The sequence below is a fragment of the Bradyrhizobium commune genome, assembly GCF_015624505.1.
GTDB classification, from domain to species: Bacteria; Pseudomonadota; Alphaproteobacteria; order Rhizobiales; family Xanthobacteraceae; genus Bradyrhizobium; species Bradyrhizobium commune.
Map to the genome: position 1 here is coordinate 2,757,934 of NZ_CP061379.1, position 15,008 is coordinate 2,772,941.

Annotated in this window: 16 protein-coding genes; 11 read left to right on the top strand and 5 right to left on the bottom strand. The window is 63.6% G+C overall.

The window, feature by feature from the left end:
* Positions 1-94: 94 nt before the first annotated feature.
* The 4 genes from IC761_RS12930 (at position 95) to cynS (ending at position 3,914) form a co-directional block, all read left to right on the top strand.
* On the top strand, positions 95-1,474 hold the full coding sequence (locus IC761_RS12930; protein ID WP_195803619.1) for a CmpA/NrtA family ABC transporter substrate-binding protein: 1,380 nt from the start codon (positions 95-97) through the stop codon (positions 1,472-1,474).
* 172 nt (positions 1,475-1,646) lie between these two features.
* The gene (ntrB, locus tag IC761_RS12935) at positions 1,647-2,486 is read left to right on the top strand and encodes a nitrate ABC transporter permease (protein ID WP_195803620.1); all 840 of its coding nucleotides are present in this window, start codon (positions 1,647-1,649) and stop codon (positions 2,484-2,486) included.
* Positions 2,487-2,491: 5 nt separating this feature from the next.
* On the top strand, positions 2,492-3,415 hold the full coding sequence (locus tag IC761_RS12940; RefSeq protein ID WP_195803621.1) for an ABC transporter ATP-binding protein: 924 nt from the start codon (positions 2,492-2,494) through the stop codon (positions 3,413-3,415).
* A 16-nt stretch (positions 3,416-3,431) separates the two neighbouring features.
* Positions 3,432-3,914, top strand: coding sequence for a cyanase (gene cynS / locus IC761_RS12945; RefSeq protein WP_195803622.1), 483 nt, complete (start codon positions 3,432-3,434; stop codon positions 3,912-3,914).
* Positions 3,915-3,985: 71 nt separating this feature from the next.
* Here cynS and IC761_RS12950 read toward each other — a convergent pair whose 3' ends face one another.
* Positions 3,986-4,309, bottom strand: a complete 324-nt coding sequence (locus IC761_RS12950; protein ID WP_195803623.1) for a DUF1476 domain-containing protein — start codon at positions 4,307-4,309, stop codon at positions 3,986-3,988.
* Positions 4,310-4,641: 332 nt separating this feature from the next.
* Here IC761_RS12950 and purC point away from each other — a divergent pair, with 332 nt between their 5' ends.
* Both purC and purS read left to right on the top strand, forming a co-directional pair.
* A complete protein-coding gene (gene purC / locus IC761_RS12955) occupies positions 4,642-5,409 on the top strand; it encodes a phosphoribosylaminoimidazolesuccinocarboxamide synthase (RefSeq protein WP_008974302.1) in 768 nt (255 codons plus the stop codon).
* A gap of 12 nt (positions 5,410-5,421) precedes the next feature.
* On the top strand, positions 5,422-5,661 hold the full coding sequence (purS, locus tag IC761_RS12960; protein WP_195803624.1) for a phosphoribosylformylglycinamidine synthase subunit PurS: 240 nt from the start codon (positions 5,422-5,424) through the stop codon (positions 5,659-5,661).
* A 113-nt stretch (positions 5,662-5,774) separates the two neighbouring features.
* Here purS and IC761_RS12965 read toward each other — a convergent pair whose 3' ends face one another.
* The gene (locus IC761_RS12965) at positions 5,775-6,791 is read right to left on the bottom strand and encodes a magnesium and cobalt transport protein CorA (protein WP_195803625.1); all 1,017 of its coding nucleotides are present in this window, start codon (positions 6,789-6,791) and stop codon (positions 5,775-5,777) included.
* Between the two features lie 161 nt (positions 6,792-6,952).
* Between IC761_RS12965 and purQ the strand changes: the two genes are divergently transcribed.
* The 3 genes from purQ (at position 6,953) to IC761_RS12980 (ending at position 9,551) form a co-directional block, all read left to right on the top strand.
* Positions 6,953-7,654 carry a phosphoribosylformylglycinamidine synthase subunit PurQ gene (gene purQ, locus IC761_RS12970; RefSeq protein WP_195803626.1) on the top strand — a complete coding sequence of 234 codons (702 nt, stop codon included), beginning with the start codon at positions 6,953-6,955 and terminating at the stop codon, positions 7,652-7,654.
* Positions 7,651-8,622 carry a tripartite tricarboxylate transporter substrate binding protein BugD gene (locus IC761_RS12975; RefSeq protein WP_195803627.1) on the top strand — a complete coding sequence of 324 codons (972 nt, stop codon included), beginning with the start codon at positions 7,651-7,653 and terminating at the stop codon, positions 8,620-8,622. The genes purQ and IC761_RS12975 overlap by 4 nt, the downstream gene beginning before the upstream one ends.
* 185 nt (positions 8,623-8,807) lie before the next feature.
* Positions 8,808-9,551: a tetratricopeptide repeat protein gene (locus IC761_RS12980; protein ID WP_195803628.1), complete on the top strand. Its 744-nt coding sequence runs from the start codon at positions 8,808-8,810 to the stop codon at positions 9,549-9,551.
* Between the two features lie 8 nt (positions 9,552-9,559).
* On the opposite strand, the gene IC761_RS12985 is transcribed toward IC761_RS12980, so the two are convergent.
* Complete coding sequence (locus IC761_RS12985; protein WP_195803629.1) at positions 9,560-10,228, bottom strand: CPBP family intramembrane glutamic endopeptidase; 669 nt, start codon at positions 10,226-10,228, stop codon at positions 9,560-9,562.
* A gap of 199 nt (positions 10,229-10,427) precedes the next feature.
* Complete coding sequence (locus IC761_RS12990; RefSeq protein ID WP_195803630.1) at positions 10,428-10,907, bottom strand: PaaI family thioesterase; 480 nt, start codon at positions 10,905-10,907, stop codon at positions 10,428-10,430.
* 185 nt (positions 10,908-11,092) lie between these two features.
* On the opposite strand from IC761_RS12990, the gene purL reads away from it, so the two are divergent.
* Complete coding sequence (gene purL / locus IC761_RS12995; RefSeq protein WP_195803631.1) at positions 11,093-13,303, top strand: phosphoribosylformylglycinamidine synthase subunit PurL; 2,211 nt, start codon at positions 11,093-11,095, stop codon at positions 13,301-13,303.
* A gap of 116 nt (positions 13,304-13,419) precedes the next feature.
* Here the strand turns inward: purL and IC761_RS13000 are convergent, their stop codons facing one another.
* The gene (locus IC761_RS13000) at positions 13,420-14,607 is read right to left on the bottom strand and encodes an acyltransferase family protein (RefSeq protein ID WP_195803632.1); all 1,188 of its coding nucleotides are present in this window, start codon (positions 14,605-14,607) and stop codon (positions 13,420-13,422) included.
* A gap of 184 nt (positions 14,608-14,791) precedes the next feature.
* Between IC761_RS13000 and IC761_RS13005 the strand changes: the two genes are divergently transcribed.
* The gene (locus IC761_RS13005) at positions 14,792-14,965 is read left to right on the top strand and encodes a DUF1328 domain-containing protein (RefSeq protein WP_027548646.1); all 174 of its coding nucleotides are present in this window, start codon (positions 14,792-14,794) and stop codon (positions 14,963-14,965) included.
* Positions 14,966-15,008: the final 43 nt, after the last annotated feature.

Genomic DNA, 15,008 nt, shown 5'->3' on the forward strand with positions numbered 1-15,008 from the left:
CCGAAACTCCTGCGTCATCAAGGCACTGGCCTGCCGACCGGCACTGGCATGCTCCTTGCTGAATTCCACCTCGCAATGACGCGCAGGAGGTCCGATGTCCACGTTCGACAATCCGTTTGATCCCGACCGCAACCTTCGGGCCGGCTGCGTCTGCGGCCAGCATCAATCAGCCGCCGAGCACGAGCAGGCCTCAGCGCTGCGCTGTGATCCCGTCGAGAGCGAGGAGAAGCGCTACGAGGGCGTGGTGGCGTCGGCGGTGATGCGTGCGATGTTTCCGCAGGACGTGGCGCGGCGCGCCTTCCTGAAATCGGTCGGTGCGTCGACGGCGCTGGCGGCGCTGTCGCAGTTCTTTCCGATCAAGACCGCGACCGAAGTTTTCGCCGACACCGGCACGCCGGAGAAGAAGGACCTCAAGGTCGGCTTCATCCCGATCACCTGCGCGACGCCCATCATCATGGCGGCGCCGCTCGGCTTCTATTCCAAGCACGGCCTCAACGTCGACGTGGTCAAGACCGCCGGCTGGGCTGTGATCCGCGACAAGACCATCAACAAGGAATACGACGCCGCGCACATGCTGGCGCCGATGCCGATCGCGATCTCGCTGGGCCTGGGCGCCAATGCGATTCCGTTCACGGTGCCCGCGATCGAGAACATCAACGGGCAGGGCATCACGCTTGCGATGAAGCACAAGGACAAGCGCGACCCGAAGGACTGGAAGGGGATGAAATTCGCGATCCCGTTCGACTACTCCATGCACAATTACCTGCTGCGGTATTATCTCGCCGAGAACGGCATCGATCCCGACACCGACGTGCAGCTGCGCTCGGTGCCGCCGCCCGAAATGGTTGCGAACCTGCGCGCCGACAACATCGACGGCTTCCTCGCGCCCGACAACATCTGCCAGCGCGCGATCTATGACGGCGTCGGCTTCATGCATCTGCTGTCGAAAGAGATCTGGGACGGCCATCCCTGCTGCAGCTTCGCTGCCAGCAAGGAGTTCATCACGACCGCGCCGAACAGCTTTGCCGCACTGACGCGTGCGATCGTCGATGCGACCGCCTATGCGTCGAAGGCCGAGAACCGCAAGCAGATCGCCGAAGCCATCGCACCGGCCAACTACATCAACGCGCCGGTCACCGTGCTGGAGCAGGTCCTGACCGGCACCTATGCCGACGGCCTTGGTGGTGTGAAGACGGATGCCAAGCGCGTCGATTTCGATCCGTTCCCCTGGCAGTCCTTTGCGGTCTGGATGCTGACGCAGATGAAGCGCTGGGGCCAGATCAAGGGCGATGTCGACTACAAGGCGGTGGCAGAACAAGTGTATCTCGCAACCGACACCAAGAAGCTGATGACCGAGATGGGCCTGTCGCCGCCGGAGAGCGCGTACAAATCGTTCGCGGTGATGGGCAAGACTTTCGATCCGACCAAGCCGGACGATTACGTCGCGAGCTTCAAGATCAGGAAGGCGTCGTGAGGACGGCGCGCGCGCGCTCTCAAGCGTCGTCCCGGCGAAAGCCGGGACCCATAACCCCAGGGGAAAGTTTGACGAAGACTTTTCGTTCGGTGCTCCTATCGAGCGCGATCGATAGATTCCGCGGTATGGGTCCCGGCCTTCGCCGGGACGACGGGTGGAGAGGTCTTGCGCGATGACATCCTCCCTCCGCCTTCGCGCCGGCCTCGTCTCGATCGCGCTGCTGGCCGCGTTCCTCGGCGTCTGGCATCTCGCCACGCGTTCGGCAGGCCCGACCGCGGCGATGAGCCCGGAATACGCCAAGCTGATGGGCCTCACCGCGACGCAGGGCAAATCGGCGATGCCGGGGCCGCTCGATGTCGGCGCAAAGCTGTGGGAGCATCTGAAGCGGCCGTTCTACGACAACGGGCCGAACGACAAGGGGCTGGGCATCCAGCTCGCATATTCCATTGCGCGCGTCGGCACCGGCTATCTGCTGGCGGTGCTGGTGGCGATCCCGCTCGGCTTCCTGATCGGCATGTCGCCGCTGCTGAGCAAGGCGCTCGATCCCTTCATCCAGGTGCTGAAGCCGATCTCGCCGCTCGCCTGGATGCCGCTCGCGCTCTACACCATCAAGGATTCCTCGATCTCCGCGATCTTTGTGATCTTCATCTGCTCGATCTGGCCAATGCTGCTCAACACCGTCTTCGGCGTGGCCAGCGTGCGCAAGGAATGGATCAACGTCGCGCGGACGCTGGAGGTCGGCACGTTCCGTCGCGCCTTCACCGTAATCCTGCCGGCGGCGGCGCCGACGATTTTGACCGGCATGCGCATCTCCATCGGCATCGCCTGGCTCGTGATCGTCGCCGCCGAAATGCTCGTCGGCGGCACCGGCATCGGCTATTTCGTCTGGAACGAGTGGAACAACCTCTCGATCACCAACGTCATCATCGCGATCCTCTTGATCGGCGTCGTCGGCATGCTGCTCGACCAGATCCTCGCGCGCTTCACGCGCATGGTCACGTTTCCGGAGTAGGGGCTGTGACCGACAAATTCATCTCCATCGAAGGCATCGCCAAGTGCTATCCGGGTGCGAGCGGCGCCACGACGACGATCTTCGAGAATCTGTGGCTGTCGATGGCGCGCGGCGAGTTCTGCTGCGTGATCGGCCATTCCGGCTGCGGCAAGACCACGGTGCTCAACATCCTCGCCGGCCTCGATGCGCCGAGCGAGGGCGCCGTCATCGTCGACGGCCAGGCGATTTCCGGCACCAGCCTCGACCGTGCCGTGATCTTCCAGAGCCATGCGCTGTTGCCCTGGCGCACCGTGCTCGGCAACGTCGCCTATGCCGTGAGCTCGAAATGGCGGCGCTGGGATCGCGCCAGGGTCAAGGCGCATGCGCAGACCTTTATTGATCTCGTCGGCCTAACCGGCTCGGAGCACAAGCGGCCATCAGAGCTCTCCGGCGGCATGAAGCAGCGCGTCGGCATCGCGCGGGCGCTCTCGATCACGCCAAAGATGATGCTGATGGACGAGCCGTTCTCGGCGCTGGATGCGCTGACGCGTGGCACGCTCCAGGACGAGGTGCGGCGGATTTGCCTTGAGACCGGACAGACCGCGTTCATGATCACGCATGATGTGGACGAGGCGATCTATCTCGCCGACAAGATTTTCCTGATGACCAATGGTCCGGGCGCGGTGCTGGCGGAGGTCGTCGAGAATCCGCTGCCGAAGGATCGCGGCCGCACCGATCTGCACCGCCATCCGCTGTACTACGCGCTGCGCAACCACATCATCGATTTCCTGGTGACGCGCAGCAAGACCTTCGTCGCCGAGAAGCCCGATCACGATCCGCGCAATGTGCCGGTGGTGCACATCGGCAAGCCCGGACTGACCATCGCTTCGGGCGGCGAAGATCAACGACAGACCTGGACACCCGGGAGCAGTCCCGGATTGACGGCCTAGAAAGGGAGACCTGACAATGAAACGCGAAGACCTCACCGAAAAGCTGCTCGACATCAAGCGCGAGAAGGGCTGGAGCTGGAAACACATCTGCGAGAAGATCGGCGGCTATTCGGAAGTGCTGATCGTCGGCGCGATCCTCGGCCAGATGAAGCTGACAAAACCGCAGGCCGCCAATGCCGCCGAGCTGTTCGGCTTGTCGAAGGCCGAGACCACGATGTTGAACGAGACGCCGATGCGCGGCATGCCGATGCCGCCGACCGATCCCCTGATCTATCGCTTCTACGAGCTGGTGATGGTCAACGGCCCGGCCTGGAAGGCACTGATCGAGGAGGAATATGGCGACGGCATCATGTCGGCGATCGACTTCGACATGGTGATGGAGCGTCTGCCCAACCCGAAGGGCGACCGCGTCAAGATCACGATGTCAGGCAAATTCCTGCCGTACAAATATTACGGCGCCAGCGGCAACGTGCCGGAGTACGGCTTCAAGGAAGGTTAACGGGGGTGAGTGGCGAATTGCGAGTAGCGAATGGGGGACCCTCATTCGCTACTCGCCACTCCCTATTTCGCCTATTTCCCCGCCTTCACCTCGGCCACCGCCACCGCAATCAGCTCGCCCATCTTGGCCCGAATCGTCTGCTCGGTGATGGCGACGTTCTTGGCGGCGAAATCGGCCATGACCTTGCGCAGCACGTCACCGTCGCCGGCTTCCTCGAAATCGGCCGCGACGACCTCCTTGGCGTAGGCGGTAGCGGCTTCGCCGCTGATTCCGAGCTTTTCGGCCGCCCACAGGCCGAGCAGCCGGTTGCGGCGGGCCTCCGCCTTGAATTTCTGCTCCTCGTCGAGGGCGAACTTCTTCTCAAAGCCTTCCTCGCGCTTGTTCAACTCGCTCATGCGTCTTGCAATTCCCTGCTGAATGGACCGGGCCGCCCGCGTTGCGGGGGCCTCAGCGCATGCCTAGATAGGGGGCACGAATCGGCAAAACAACGAGCCGTTAAGCCGCAGGCAAGGCGGTATAAGTTGGCATCGAAGGGGCCGGATCGATTGTGCTGGGACGGCCAATCGGATAGGTTGCCTGAGGTTGGGTTCCTGTTCTGTTTCCTTGGTATTTCCAAGGGTTCCAGACGGGTTCCGAGCCGTTCACGGCAGCTCCGCTGTGGGTCAGTAGTCCTAGTCAACCGGAGCACACCAAATACATGGATTTCAACAAAACACGGTACATCCCCATGAGCCGTCGGCGTCGCATTTATGAAGGCAAGGCAAAGGTTCTTTACGAAGGTCCGGAGCCCGGCACCCTGATCCAGCACTTCAAGGATGACGCCACCGCGTTCAATGCGAAAAAGCATCAGGTGATCGAGGGCAAGGGTGTCCTCAACAATCGGATCTCGGAGTACCTGTTTCAGCACCTCAACGACATCGGGGTGCCGACCCATTTCATCCGCCGCCTCAACATGCGCGAGCAGTTGATTCGCGAGGTCGAGATCGTGCCGCTGGAAGTGGTGGTGCGGAACGTCGCCGCCGGCTCGCTGTCGCAGCGCCTCGGCATCGAGGAGGGCACGCAGCTGCCCCGTTCGATCATCGAGTTCTATTACAAGAACGACCAGCTCAACGACCCCATGGTGTCGGAAGAGCACATCACCGCCTTCGGCTGGGCCACGCCGCAGGAGATCGACGACATCATGGCGCTCGCCATCCGCGTCAACGATTTCCTCACCGGCCTCTTCCTCGGTATCGGCATCCGCCTCGTCGACTTCAAGATGGAATGCGGGCGGCTGTTCGAGAACGAGATGATGCGGATCATCGTCGCCGACGAGATCTCGCCGGATAGCTGCCGTCTGTGGGACATCAAGTCGAACGAGAAGCTCGACAAGGACCGTTTCCGCCGCGACCTCGGCGGTCTGCTCGAGGCCTATACCGAAGTTGCAAAACGCCTCGGCATCCTCATGGAAAACGAGCGTCCGGCGGGCTCCGGTCCGGTGCTGGTGAAGAGCTGAGAGGATTTTGACGTGAAGGCACGTGTCACCGTTACGCTGAAGAACGGCATTCTCGATCCGCAGGGCAAGGCCATCGAGGGCGCGCTGAAGTCGCTCGGTGTCGACGGCGTCGCCAGCGTCCGTCAGGGCAAGGTGTTCGACATCGAGCTCGCCGGCGCCGACAAGGCCAAGGCGGAAGCCGCGCTGAAGGACGCCGCCGACAGGCTCTTGGCGAATACCGTGATCGAGAATTACCGGGTCGAGATCGTCTAACCCTCACGCGGCCTCGCAGCAGTCGTAGCCCGGATGGAGCGAAGCGAAATCCGGGTCTATGATCCGCGGTGGCACTGACCCGGATTGCGCTTCGCTCCATCCGGGCAACTCGCTCACAGCCACCCGACGCGGCGGAAGCGCCAGTACAGGCCGGCGCAGGTCAGCGCCATCATGCCCATCACCACGAAGTAGCTGTACTCCCATTGCAGCTCGGGGATGTATTTGAAGTTCATCCCATAGATGCCGGCAACCGCGGTCGGCACGGCGAGGATCGCGAGCCAGGAGGCGAGCCTCTTCGAAACCGCCGTCTCCTGCGCCTGGCCGACCAGGAGGCTTGCTTCGAATGCGAAGGCCAGCACCTCGCGCATGGAGTCGATGCGCTCCTGGATGTTGCGGACGTGATCGGTGACGTCGCGGAATAACGGCTGCATGGTCGGGCGAACCATCGACAGCTCGTCATGCTCCAGCCTGCGGCAGACCTCGACCAGCGGCCCGATGGCGTTCCGCAGCCGCAACAGGTCGCGGCGCAGCATATAGAGCCGCTCGATCTGTGCCTTGGCGATCACGTTCGAGAGCACGTAGTCTTCGATCTCCTCGATTTCCTCGTGAATGCTCTCGAGCACGGGCGAGTAGTTGTCGACGATGAAATCAAGGATCGCATAGAGGATGTAGTCCTCGCCGCGGGCGAGCGCCCGCGGGCAGCTCTCGCAGCGCTCGCGCACGGCCGTGTAGGAGGTCGATGCGCCGTGTCGGACGGTGACGAGATAGCCTTCGCCGACGAATATGTGGGTCTCGCCGAAGGCGATGCGGCCCTCGATCAATTGCGCCGTACGCGCCACGATGAACAGAGCTTCGCCATATTGCTCGATCTTGGGGCGCTGGTGGGCGTTGTTGGCATCCTCGATTGCGAGATCGTGGAGATCGAACTGCTTCTGCACCGCACCGAGCAAGGCCATGTCGGGCTCGTGCAGCCCGATCCAAACCACGTGGCCGGGCTTGGCCCGCCAGCTCGAGGCCTCGCTGATGGCGATGTTGGCGACGCGCCGTCCGTCGACATAGGCGCCGGCAGCAACAACGCCCTCGGTGGACACTGGCTCGGAGTGCGATGCGGGCTGCGACGGGACGTTCATGGCTTCAATCCCGGGCGTTGGGCACACGTGCCGTTTCTATGGCCTGTGCACAAGGCCATTCCGCAAGGCTAGCACTGGTAAAATTCCCGTCAAATGGCTATGTCTCTTGACGAATTGGCCCGCGGGCCAACCCGATTCCCGTCACCGTCGGAACCTGAGCTATGAAAGCCGCCATCCTCGTCTTTCCCGGAATCAACCGCGAGCGCGACATGGCGCGCGCGCTGAAGCTGATCTCGGGCAACGAGCCCGCGATGGTCTGGCACGCCGAGACCTCGCTGCCCGCAGGCACCGATCTCGTGGTCGTGCCCGGCGGTTTCTCCTACGGCGATTACCTGCGCTGTGGCGCGATCGCGGCGCGGGCGCCGGTGATGGACGCGGTGCGCGACTATGCGGCCGAGGGTGGCCTCGTGCTCGGTGTCTGCAACGGCTTTCAGATCCTCTGCGAATCCGGCCTCTTGCCTGGCGTCCTGATGCGCAACGCGCGGCTGAAGTTCATATGCAAGGACGTGCATCTGCGCGTCGAGCGCTCCGACACCCCGTTCACCCGCGGCTACAATGCCGGCCAGGTGATCCGCGTGCCGGTCGCCCATGGTGAGGGCAATTACGAGGCGGATGACGAGACCATCAAGCGGCTCGAAGGCGAGGGGCGGGTGCTCTATCGCTACTGCTCCGCCGGCGGCGTGGTCGACGAGGCCAACAACATCAATGGCGCTGCGCATTCGATCGCCGGCATCGTCAACGACAAGGGCAACGTACTCGGCATGATGCCGCATCCGGAAAACCACGTCGAAGACATCATGGGCTGCACCGACGGCCGCGGCCTGTTCGCGGGGCTGGTCCAGCATCTGGACAAGGCCGCGTGATTTCATTCGTGTTGAAGTGGCTGTCGGCCGCCATCGCTGTCGTTGCGTTTGCGACTGCCGCGTTCGCCCAGGATTTTCCCAAGCGTCCGATCACCATGATCGTGCCGTTCGCAGCCGGCGGCACCTCGGACGTGATCGCGCGCACGGTCGCCGAGCAGATGAGCATCGCGCTCGGCCAGACCATCGTGATCGAGAACGTCGCGGGCGCCGGTGGCTCGACTGCGCTCGCGCGCGCCTCCCGCGCCGAACCCGACGGCTACACCATTGCGATCGGCAATGCCGGCACCAATGCCGCGACCTACACGATCTATCCAAAGCTGCCATTCACGCCCGATTCCTTCGTGCCGATCGGAATGGTGGCGAAGACCTTCGGCATCATCGCGATCCGCAAGGATTTTCCGGCGAAGGATCTGAAGGAGTTCATCGCCTACGCCAAGGCCAATCCCGGCAAGATCAATCTCGGCCATGCCGGCGTCGGCTCGTCGAATTACCTGATCTGCAAGAGCTTTGTGACGGCCGCCGGGATCGATGCGACGCTGGTCGGCTATCGTGGCGCATCGCCTGCGCTGACCGACGCGATCGGCAGCCAGATCGACGGCGTCTGTGATGCGGCCGCCTCCGTCTCGCAGTCGATCAACGAGAAGCTGGTGCGGGGGCTCGTGGTCGGCTCGACCGTGCGGCTCGCCACACTGCCCGAGCTGCCGACCTCGGCGGAAGCCGGCCTGCCCGAATTCGAGGCGCAGGGCTGGAACGGACTGTTCGCACCCAAGGGCACGCCGCCGGCCGTCATCGCCAAGCTGAATGCAGCCGCGCGCACGGCGGTGGAAACCGAGGCGGTGAAGAAGCGTTTTGCCGACCTCTCGACCGTTGCGCCAGATGACAATGAGCATACATCGGAGCTGCTTCAGCAGCTGGTGACGCGCGACGTCGAGAAGTACCGGAAATTGCTCGCGGACGACGCCAAATAGCCGCAAGCCTCTGCCGCGATGTCGTGAACCTGGACCGCGATCGGTGCGACTGACTTCTCATCGCCATCAAGGCGCGTGCGTCCGAGGTCGCCGATTTTTCTATCGGTATGGGCAACTCAAAGTTGTTCCGCCGCGCCGGTTGCGATATCAGAAAGCCTGCGCTGTCGTTGTGCCCTGGATGTCACATGCCCGTCGCTTTGGTCGTTCTGCTGCTCGATATCACGTTGATCTATCATGCCTCGCGCACCGGGCGGATGCAGCCCTGGGCCTTCATCATCCTGATGGTGCCGCTGGTCGGTGCGCTCGCCTATATCGCGGTCGAGCTCATTCCCGAATGGTTCTCGAGCCCGGGCGCGCGGCAGGCCCGCCAGCGCGTCGCCAATAGGCTCGATCCGGAGAAGCGCTATCGCGAGCTGTCCGACCGGCTCGCTGCCACCGACACCATCACCAATCGCGCGGCGCTGGCCGAGGAGTGCGCGAAAGTCGGCCGCTTCGGCGAAGCCGAGCAGCACTATGACCACGTTCTGGCGCTGCCGATGGGTCATGATCCCGCGTATGCGCTGGGCAAGGCGCAAGCGCAGTTTTCAGCCAAACGTCCCGCCGATGCGCTCGCGACACTCGATGATCTCCAGAAGCAATGGCCAGAATTCGACTCCGCCGACGCGCACCTGTTGTACGCCCGCGCGCTTGCCGAGGTCGGCCGCCTCGACGAGGCGCTCGAGGAGTTCCACGCCGTCGCCGGCTATTTCCCCGGCGCAGAGGCGCGAGTTCGCTACGGCATGCTGCTGCAAATGGTCGGCCGCACCGCCGAGGCGCGCGTGGTCTTCAACGAGCTCCTGATCCAGATGCGCCGCGCCCCAAAATATCTGCGCGATGCGCAGGCCGAATGGCTCAACATCGCCGAGAAGCAATTGTCGACGCCGCGCTGATTGCCGCTTCAACGCCAAACGCCGGAGAAGGCGATCAGGTCAACCAGGTAATGCACGAGCACGACCGGCCAAAGCGCGCCTGAGCGCCGGTACATCACCATGAAAAGAATGCCGATTGTCGCAGAGAGCAGGATGTTTCCGATCCCTGCCCACCAATGATCGGCGCCGAATATCAGAGACGTGACCAGAATGGCAAAGACACCGTCGCCCACGTAAGGCAGCAATGCGTTCCGAAGCAATCGCCTGAAAATGATCTCTTCGCTGGCCGCGACCAGTGCCAGTCCAAAAACGAGATCGAAGACGTTGAGCCAGCCGGTCGGGTGCGGATACTTGCCAATGACGGTCGCCGGAAATGTCGCGTTGATGAGACGTTGCGGCCACTGAGCCAAGCGGTCCAGCAGCACAATTCCTGCGATCCAGACGCCGATTTCAAGAAGAGATATACGACGTTGCTCGCGTCGATAGGCAACCGTGCGTGCTGGGGGAATCGCCGCAAGGATGGCCAGAGCGGCAATCCGGCCAGCGTAGTCCCAAACCAGCCAGCCGGCCGCAGTGTGCGGATGCAGTCGCATGAGCTGGGATGCAAATAGTGGGACAAGAGCGAGTGCGAACCACCAGACGCTCGGCGCGCGATCGGATTCCAAGGCTCGAGAGGCGTCTGGTGAGCGGCTGTCCATGCTTAGCCTTGAGGGAGGGGGCGTTGCGACAGGCCTGCGCCCCACTACCTCACCATTTCTCCAACCAGTGTCAATCAGGCTACGCCGTGCCTCGTTGCGCTGGCGCTCAGCGTGCTCTGCGGCACTTTGTTGGCTCCCCGCGCATCCATGCGCAACTCAACTTTGTAGCGTGGCAGCGCCAGGGAAGGATCGCCGCGAGCTAGGCGCCCGCCTGAGGGAGCGGCTTCCGCTTCACCCGCTTGATCGTGCCTGAGAAGGTGAACAATCGGCGCTCGCCGGCCATCATCTCCCCGCGCAGGAAGATCAGCGAGCCGCCGGCCCGGGTGACCTCGCCGGTGCACTCGATCAGCTCGCCCTCATGGCCGGCATCGAGGAATTCGCAGGCGAAATTGACGGTCACACCCTTGCTGTTCAGGGCGTTGCGGCCGATCGCGAACAGGCAATAGTCGGCAAAGGCCATGAAGCAGCCGCCATGGACGTTGCTGGAGCCGTTGAGGTGCTTCTTCTCGACCCGGAAGGCGCAGCGGACGCTGCCGTCCGCCTCCATCCGGTGCCAGAAGGGGCCGATATGGTTCTCAAAACTGTCGCGGATCCAGGTCTGCCATCCCTTGAATTCTCCCTCGGTTGCGACGTGCAGCTCGGGGCGCTGGGATGGGGCCGTTTTGGTCAATTCGTGCAAGGAAATAGGCCTTCAATTGCGGGTCTTGAGCCCTTAAATCCGATCCGTCCGCGCCGTGCAATTCCTGTTCCCGCAAGGCCCCGGCCGCAAAACGTGGGACAGCGGGAAAATGGGCCATAAAGGGCTTTTCGCGAGCCTCCGATGTTCCTAAGAACGGCCAACCCGCCGCCGAAAGCCCCGAATCCATGAAGAACGAACCCAAGATCACTCCGGAACTGGTTGCCGCCCACGGGCTCAAGCCCGACGAGTATGAGCGCATCCTGAAGCTGATCGGGCGGGAGCCGACCTTCACCGAGCTCGGCATCTTCTCGGCGATGTGGAACGAGCACTGCTCGTACAAATCCTCGCGCATCCATCTGCGCGGCTTGCCGACCAAGGCGCCCTGGGTGATACAGGGCCCCGGCGAGAATGCCGGCGTGATCGACATCGGCGACGGCCAGGCCGTGGTCTTCAAGATGGAGAGCCACAACCACCCGAGCTACATCGAGCCGTATCAGGGCGCGACCACCGGCGTCGGCGGCATCTTGCGCGACGTCTTCACGATGGGCGCGCGCCCGATCGCCTGCCTCAATGCGCTGAGCTTCGGTGCGCCCGAGCATGCCAAGACGCGGCATCTCGTTTCGGGCGTGGTCGCCGGCGTTGGCGGCTACGGCAATTCTTTCGGCGTGCCCACGGTCGGCGGCCAGGTGCGCTTCCACACCCGCTATGACGGCAACATCCTCGTCAACGCGATGGCGGTGGGTCTCGCCGACACCGACAAGATTTTCTACGCGGCCGCTTCCGGCGTGAACATGCCGATCGTCTATCTCGGCTCCAAGACCGGCCGCGACGGCATCCACGGCGCCTCGATGGCCTCGGCCGAGTTCGACGACAAGTCCGAGGAGAAGCGCCCGACCGTGCAGGTCGGCGATCCCTTCGCCGAGAAGCTGCTGCTGGAAGCCTGCCTCGAGATCATGGAGAAGGGCTGCGTCATCGCGATCCAGGACATGGGCGCGGCCGGCCTGACCTGCTCGGCGGTCGAGATGGGCGCCAAGGGCGACCTCGGTGTCGATCTCGATCTCGATGCGGTGCCGACTCGTGAGACCGGCATGAGCGCCTACGAGATGATGCTCTCGGAGAGCCAGGAGCGCATGCTCATGGTGCTCAAGCCCGAGAAGGAGAAGGAAGCCGAGGCCATCTTCAGGAAGTGGGGCCTCGATTTCGCCGTGGTCGGCTATACCACGCCGAGCAAGCGTTTTGTGGTCAAGCATGGTGGCGACGTGATGGCCGATCTGCCGATCAAGGAGCTCGGTGACGAGGCGCCGCTCTACGACCGGCCGCATGTCCCTTCCGCCGCGTTGCCGGTCGTGCATGCGCGCGAGGTGCCGGCGCCGATGGCGCTCGGTGCCGCGCTGGAGAAGCTGATCAGCACGCCGGACATGTGCAGCAAGCGCTGGGTCTGGGAGCAGTACGACCACGTCATTTTGGGCAATACCATGCAACGCCCCGGCGGCGACGCCGCCGTCGTGCGCGTGCAGGATGGGCCGAAGGGCCTGGCGCTGACCGTCGACGTCACGCCGCGCTATTGCGAGGCCGATCCGTATCAGGGCGGCATGCAGGCGGTCGCGGAAGCCTGGCGCAACATCACCGCGGTTGGCGGCAAGCCGCTCGCGATCACCGACAACCTCAATTTCGGCAATCCGGAGCGGCCGGAGATCATGGGCCAGTTCGTTGGCTGCCTGAAGGGCATCTCGGAAGCCTGCCGTACGCTCGACTTCCCGGTCGTGTCCGGCAACGTGTCGCTCTACAACGAGACCAACGGCCGTGCGATCCTCCCCACACCCTCGATCGGCGGTGTCGGCCTGCTCGACGATTTCACCAAGTCGGCGTCATTGGCCTTCAAGGCCGAGGGCGAGGCGATCCTGCTGATCGGCGACACCCATGGCTGGCTCGGGCAGTCCGTTTATCTGCGCGACATCTGCGGCCGCGAGGAGGGCGCTCCGCCGCCGGTCGATCTCGCCGCCGAGAAGCGCAACGGCGATTGCGTGCGCGGCATGATCCATGCGGGCACAGCAACCGCGGTTCACGACCTCTCGGACGGCGGCCTCCTGATCGCGCTGGCCGAGATGGCGATGGCAGGCGGTATCGGTGCAAAACTGCTGGCGGCGCCAACCGCGCTCGTGCCGCAAGCCTATTGGTTCGGTGAGGACCAGGCGCGCTATCTCGTCACCGTGCCGGAGACGGAAGCCGGCCGCGTGCTCGCCAAGATGCGCGGCTGCGAGGTGCCTTGCGTGCGGATCGGCACAACCGGTGGCGATGCCATCGCGATCGCGGGCGAAGCGCCGGTTGCGATCGACACGCTGCGGAAATCGTTCGAGCGCTGGCTGCCGGATTATATGGGCGGGAAGGCGGCCTGAGGCGGCGCCGCAAACTCAGACCCGTAGCCCGGATGGAGCGAAGCGTAATCCGGGACGGTGTTGCTTGTGGCACGATCCCGAATTTCGCTTCGCTCCATCCGGGCTGCGATCACCTCTCACAACACGTGCGAGGCGCCCGGTATCTTCCGTAACGCCGCCGTCAGTCCCCAGCTCAGGATCACCGTGAGCACGAAGCCAATCGCGGCCTTCGCGATTGCCGGCAGCTCGTAACCGTACAGCGCGTACTGGATCCACAGCGCGATCGGGTAGTGCACCAGGAACATGCCATAGGCATCAGCCTGCATGCGGTCCAACAGATTCGGCCCCGGCGCCTTCGAGTGCAGGAAGAAGGCGAGGATCGCGAGCAGGATCGACGCCGAAAACAGCACGAAGAATGTGCCGTAGATCGCCTGGTACCAGTGCGGCAGCACATCGGGATTGCCGAGGATCTCGCGCTTGATGTAGATCATGCCCCACATCAGGCAGTAGGGGATCAACGTCGCGATCACCCACAGCCAGCGGCTCCTCGGCAACTGGCCGTCGGCGCCGAGGATACCGCGATCGAAATTCGCTGCACCCACGCTGGCGCCAATGAAGAAATACGCGAAGTAGAGCAGGATGCGGCTCGCCTGCACCGAGAACGGTCCGAACTCGAACCATCGGTTGCCGCCGAAATAAAGCAGCGCCGGCACGTAGACGATGATGCTGACGGCGGCGAGCATCAGCCAGAACGGGACCGGCTGCCCAAAGCCCGCGACCGAGATGCGATTGCCGGGATCGACCAGATGCGCCGAGACCCGGTAGAGCAGGCTCGCGGTGAGGTCGAAGGCGAGCAGCACCCACACGAACCAGATCGGGCCGCTCGGCCACGGGCCGACGGTGACCGTCTTCCACCAGAAAGCGGCAAACGTCAGCTCGGGATCGTGCCGCAGCGCGATCGCGTAATAGGCGATCGGAATCACGGTGAACGCTGCGATCACGAACGGCAGCCCGAGCCGCAACAGGCGATCGCGCAGGAAGACCGATGGCGCCTTGCGCGCGATGCCGGGCCAGGTGAACAGGCCCGACAGGAAGAAGAACATCGCCATGAAGAAGCTGTCGGTGGCGAGCACGACGGCGTCGAAGCCGATCCAGGACGCCGGGTCGGTGTGGCCGAAATAGGTGTAGGGGATGACGGCGTGATGCAGCAGCACCACCAACGTCAGGAAGGTGCGCGCACGGTCGAGCGAGAGGTTGCGCGCCTTGGCTTTTGGCGCGGCGTGAGCCTCTGCACCCACCGTCGCAGAATGTGACATCGTGATCATGGCCGCCCCGGTCGCGCTCCTGTCCCGGCCGGACTGTGCCGCCGGGAACCCGATTCAGCAAGGGCAGTTTGTGCCGCAAGAACCTTCGGTCGCGTTTAGGAACCAGTTCCGCGCAATGCAGTTAGGGTTTTCGAAACGGCTGAGAGGGCCGCCGATTGCGGCGGCCAATGTGGCGGAGCTGGCGATGACGATCCTGAAATGGGCGCTGATCTTCCTGTTGATCTCGATCGTCGCCGGCGTGCTCGGCTTCACCGGTATCTCGGCCGCCTCCGCCGACATCGCCCGCTTCCTGTTCTACGTCTTCGTCGTGATCTTCCTGGTGCTGCTGATACTGGGGCTCACGATCTTCAGGGCGTAGCGGGTCGACGTGAGGTTCGAAATGGCGCCGGCCCTCAGACCGC

Excerpts from the sequence above, each read along its gene's own strand:
- IC761_RS12930 (WP_195803619.1), top strand. The coding sequence starts at position 95 with ATGTCCACGTTCGACAATCCGTTTGATCCCGACCGCAACCTTCGGGCC.
- purQ (WP_195803626.1), top strand. The coding sequence starts at position 6,953 with ATGAAAGCCGCCATCCTCGTCTTTCCCGGAATCAACCGCGAGCGCGAC.
- IC761_RS12950 (WP_195803623.1), bottom strand. The coding sequence starts at position 4,309 with ATGAGCGAGTTGAACAAGCGCGAGGAAGGCTTTGAGAAGAAGTTCGCC.
- IC761_RS12985 (WP_195803629.1), bottom strand. The coding sequence starts at position 10,228 with ATGGACAGCCGCTCACCAGACGCCTCTCGAGCCTTGGAATCCGATCGC.
- IC761_RS13005 (WP_027548646.1), top strand. The coding sequence starts at position 14,792 with ATGACGATCCTGAAATGGGCGCTGATCTTCCTGTTGATCTCGATCGTC.
- IC761_RS12980 (WP_195803628.1), top strand. The coding sequence starts at position 8,808 with ATGCCCGTCGCTTTGGTCGTTCTGCTGCTCGATATCACGTTGATCTAT.
- IC761_RS13000 (WP_195803632.1), bottom strand. The coding sequence starts at position 14,607 with ATGATCACGATGTCACATTCTGCGACGGTGGGTGCAGAGGCTCACGCC.
- purC (WP_008974302.1), top strand. The coding sequence starts at position 4,642 with ATGAGCCGTCGGCGTCGCATTTATGAAGGCAAGGCAAAGGTTCTTTAC.
- ntrB (WP_195803620.1), top strand. The coding sequence starts at position 1,647 with ATGACATCCTCCCTCCGCCTTCGCGCCGGCCTCGTCTCGATCGCGCTG.
- IC761_RS12965 (WP_195803625.1), bottom strand. The coding sequence starts at position 6,791 with ATGAACGTCCCGTCGCAGCCCGCATCGCACTCCGAGCCAGTGTCCACC.
- cynS (WP_195803622.1), top strand. The coding sequence starts at position 3,432 with ATGAAACGCGAAGACCTCACCGAAAAGCTGCTCGACATCAAGCGCGAG.
- purL (WP_195803631.1), top strand. The coding sequence starts at position 11,093 with ATGAAGAACGAACCCAAGATCACTCCGGAACTGGTTGCCGCCCACGGG.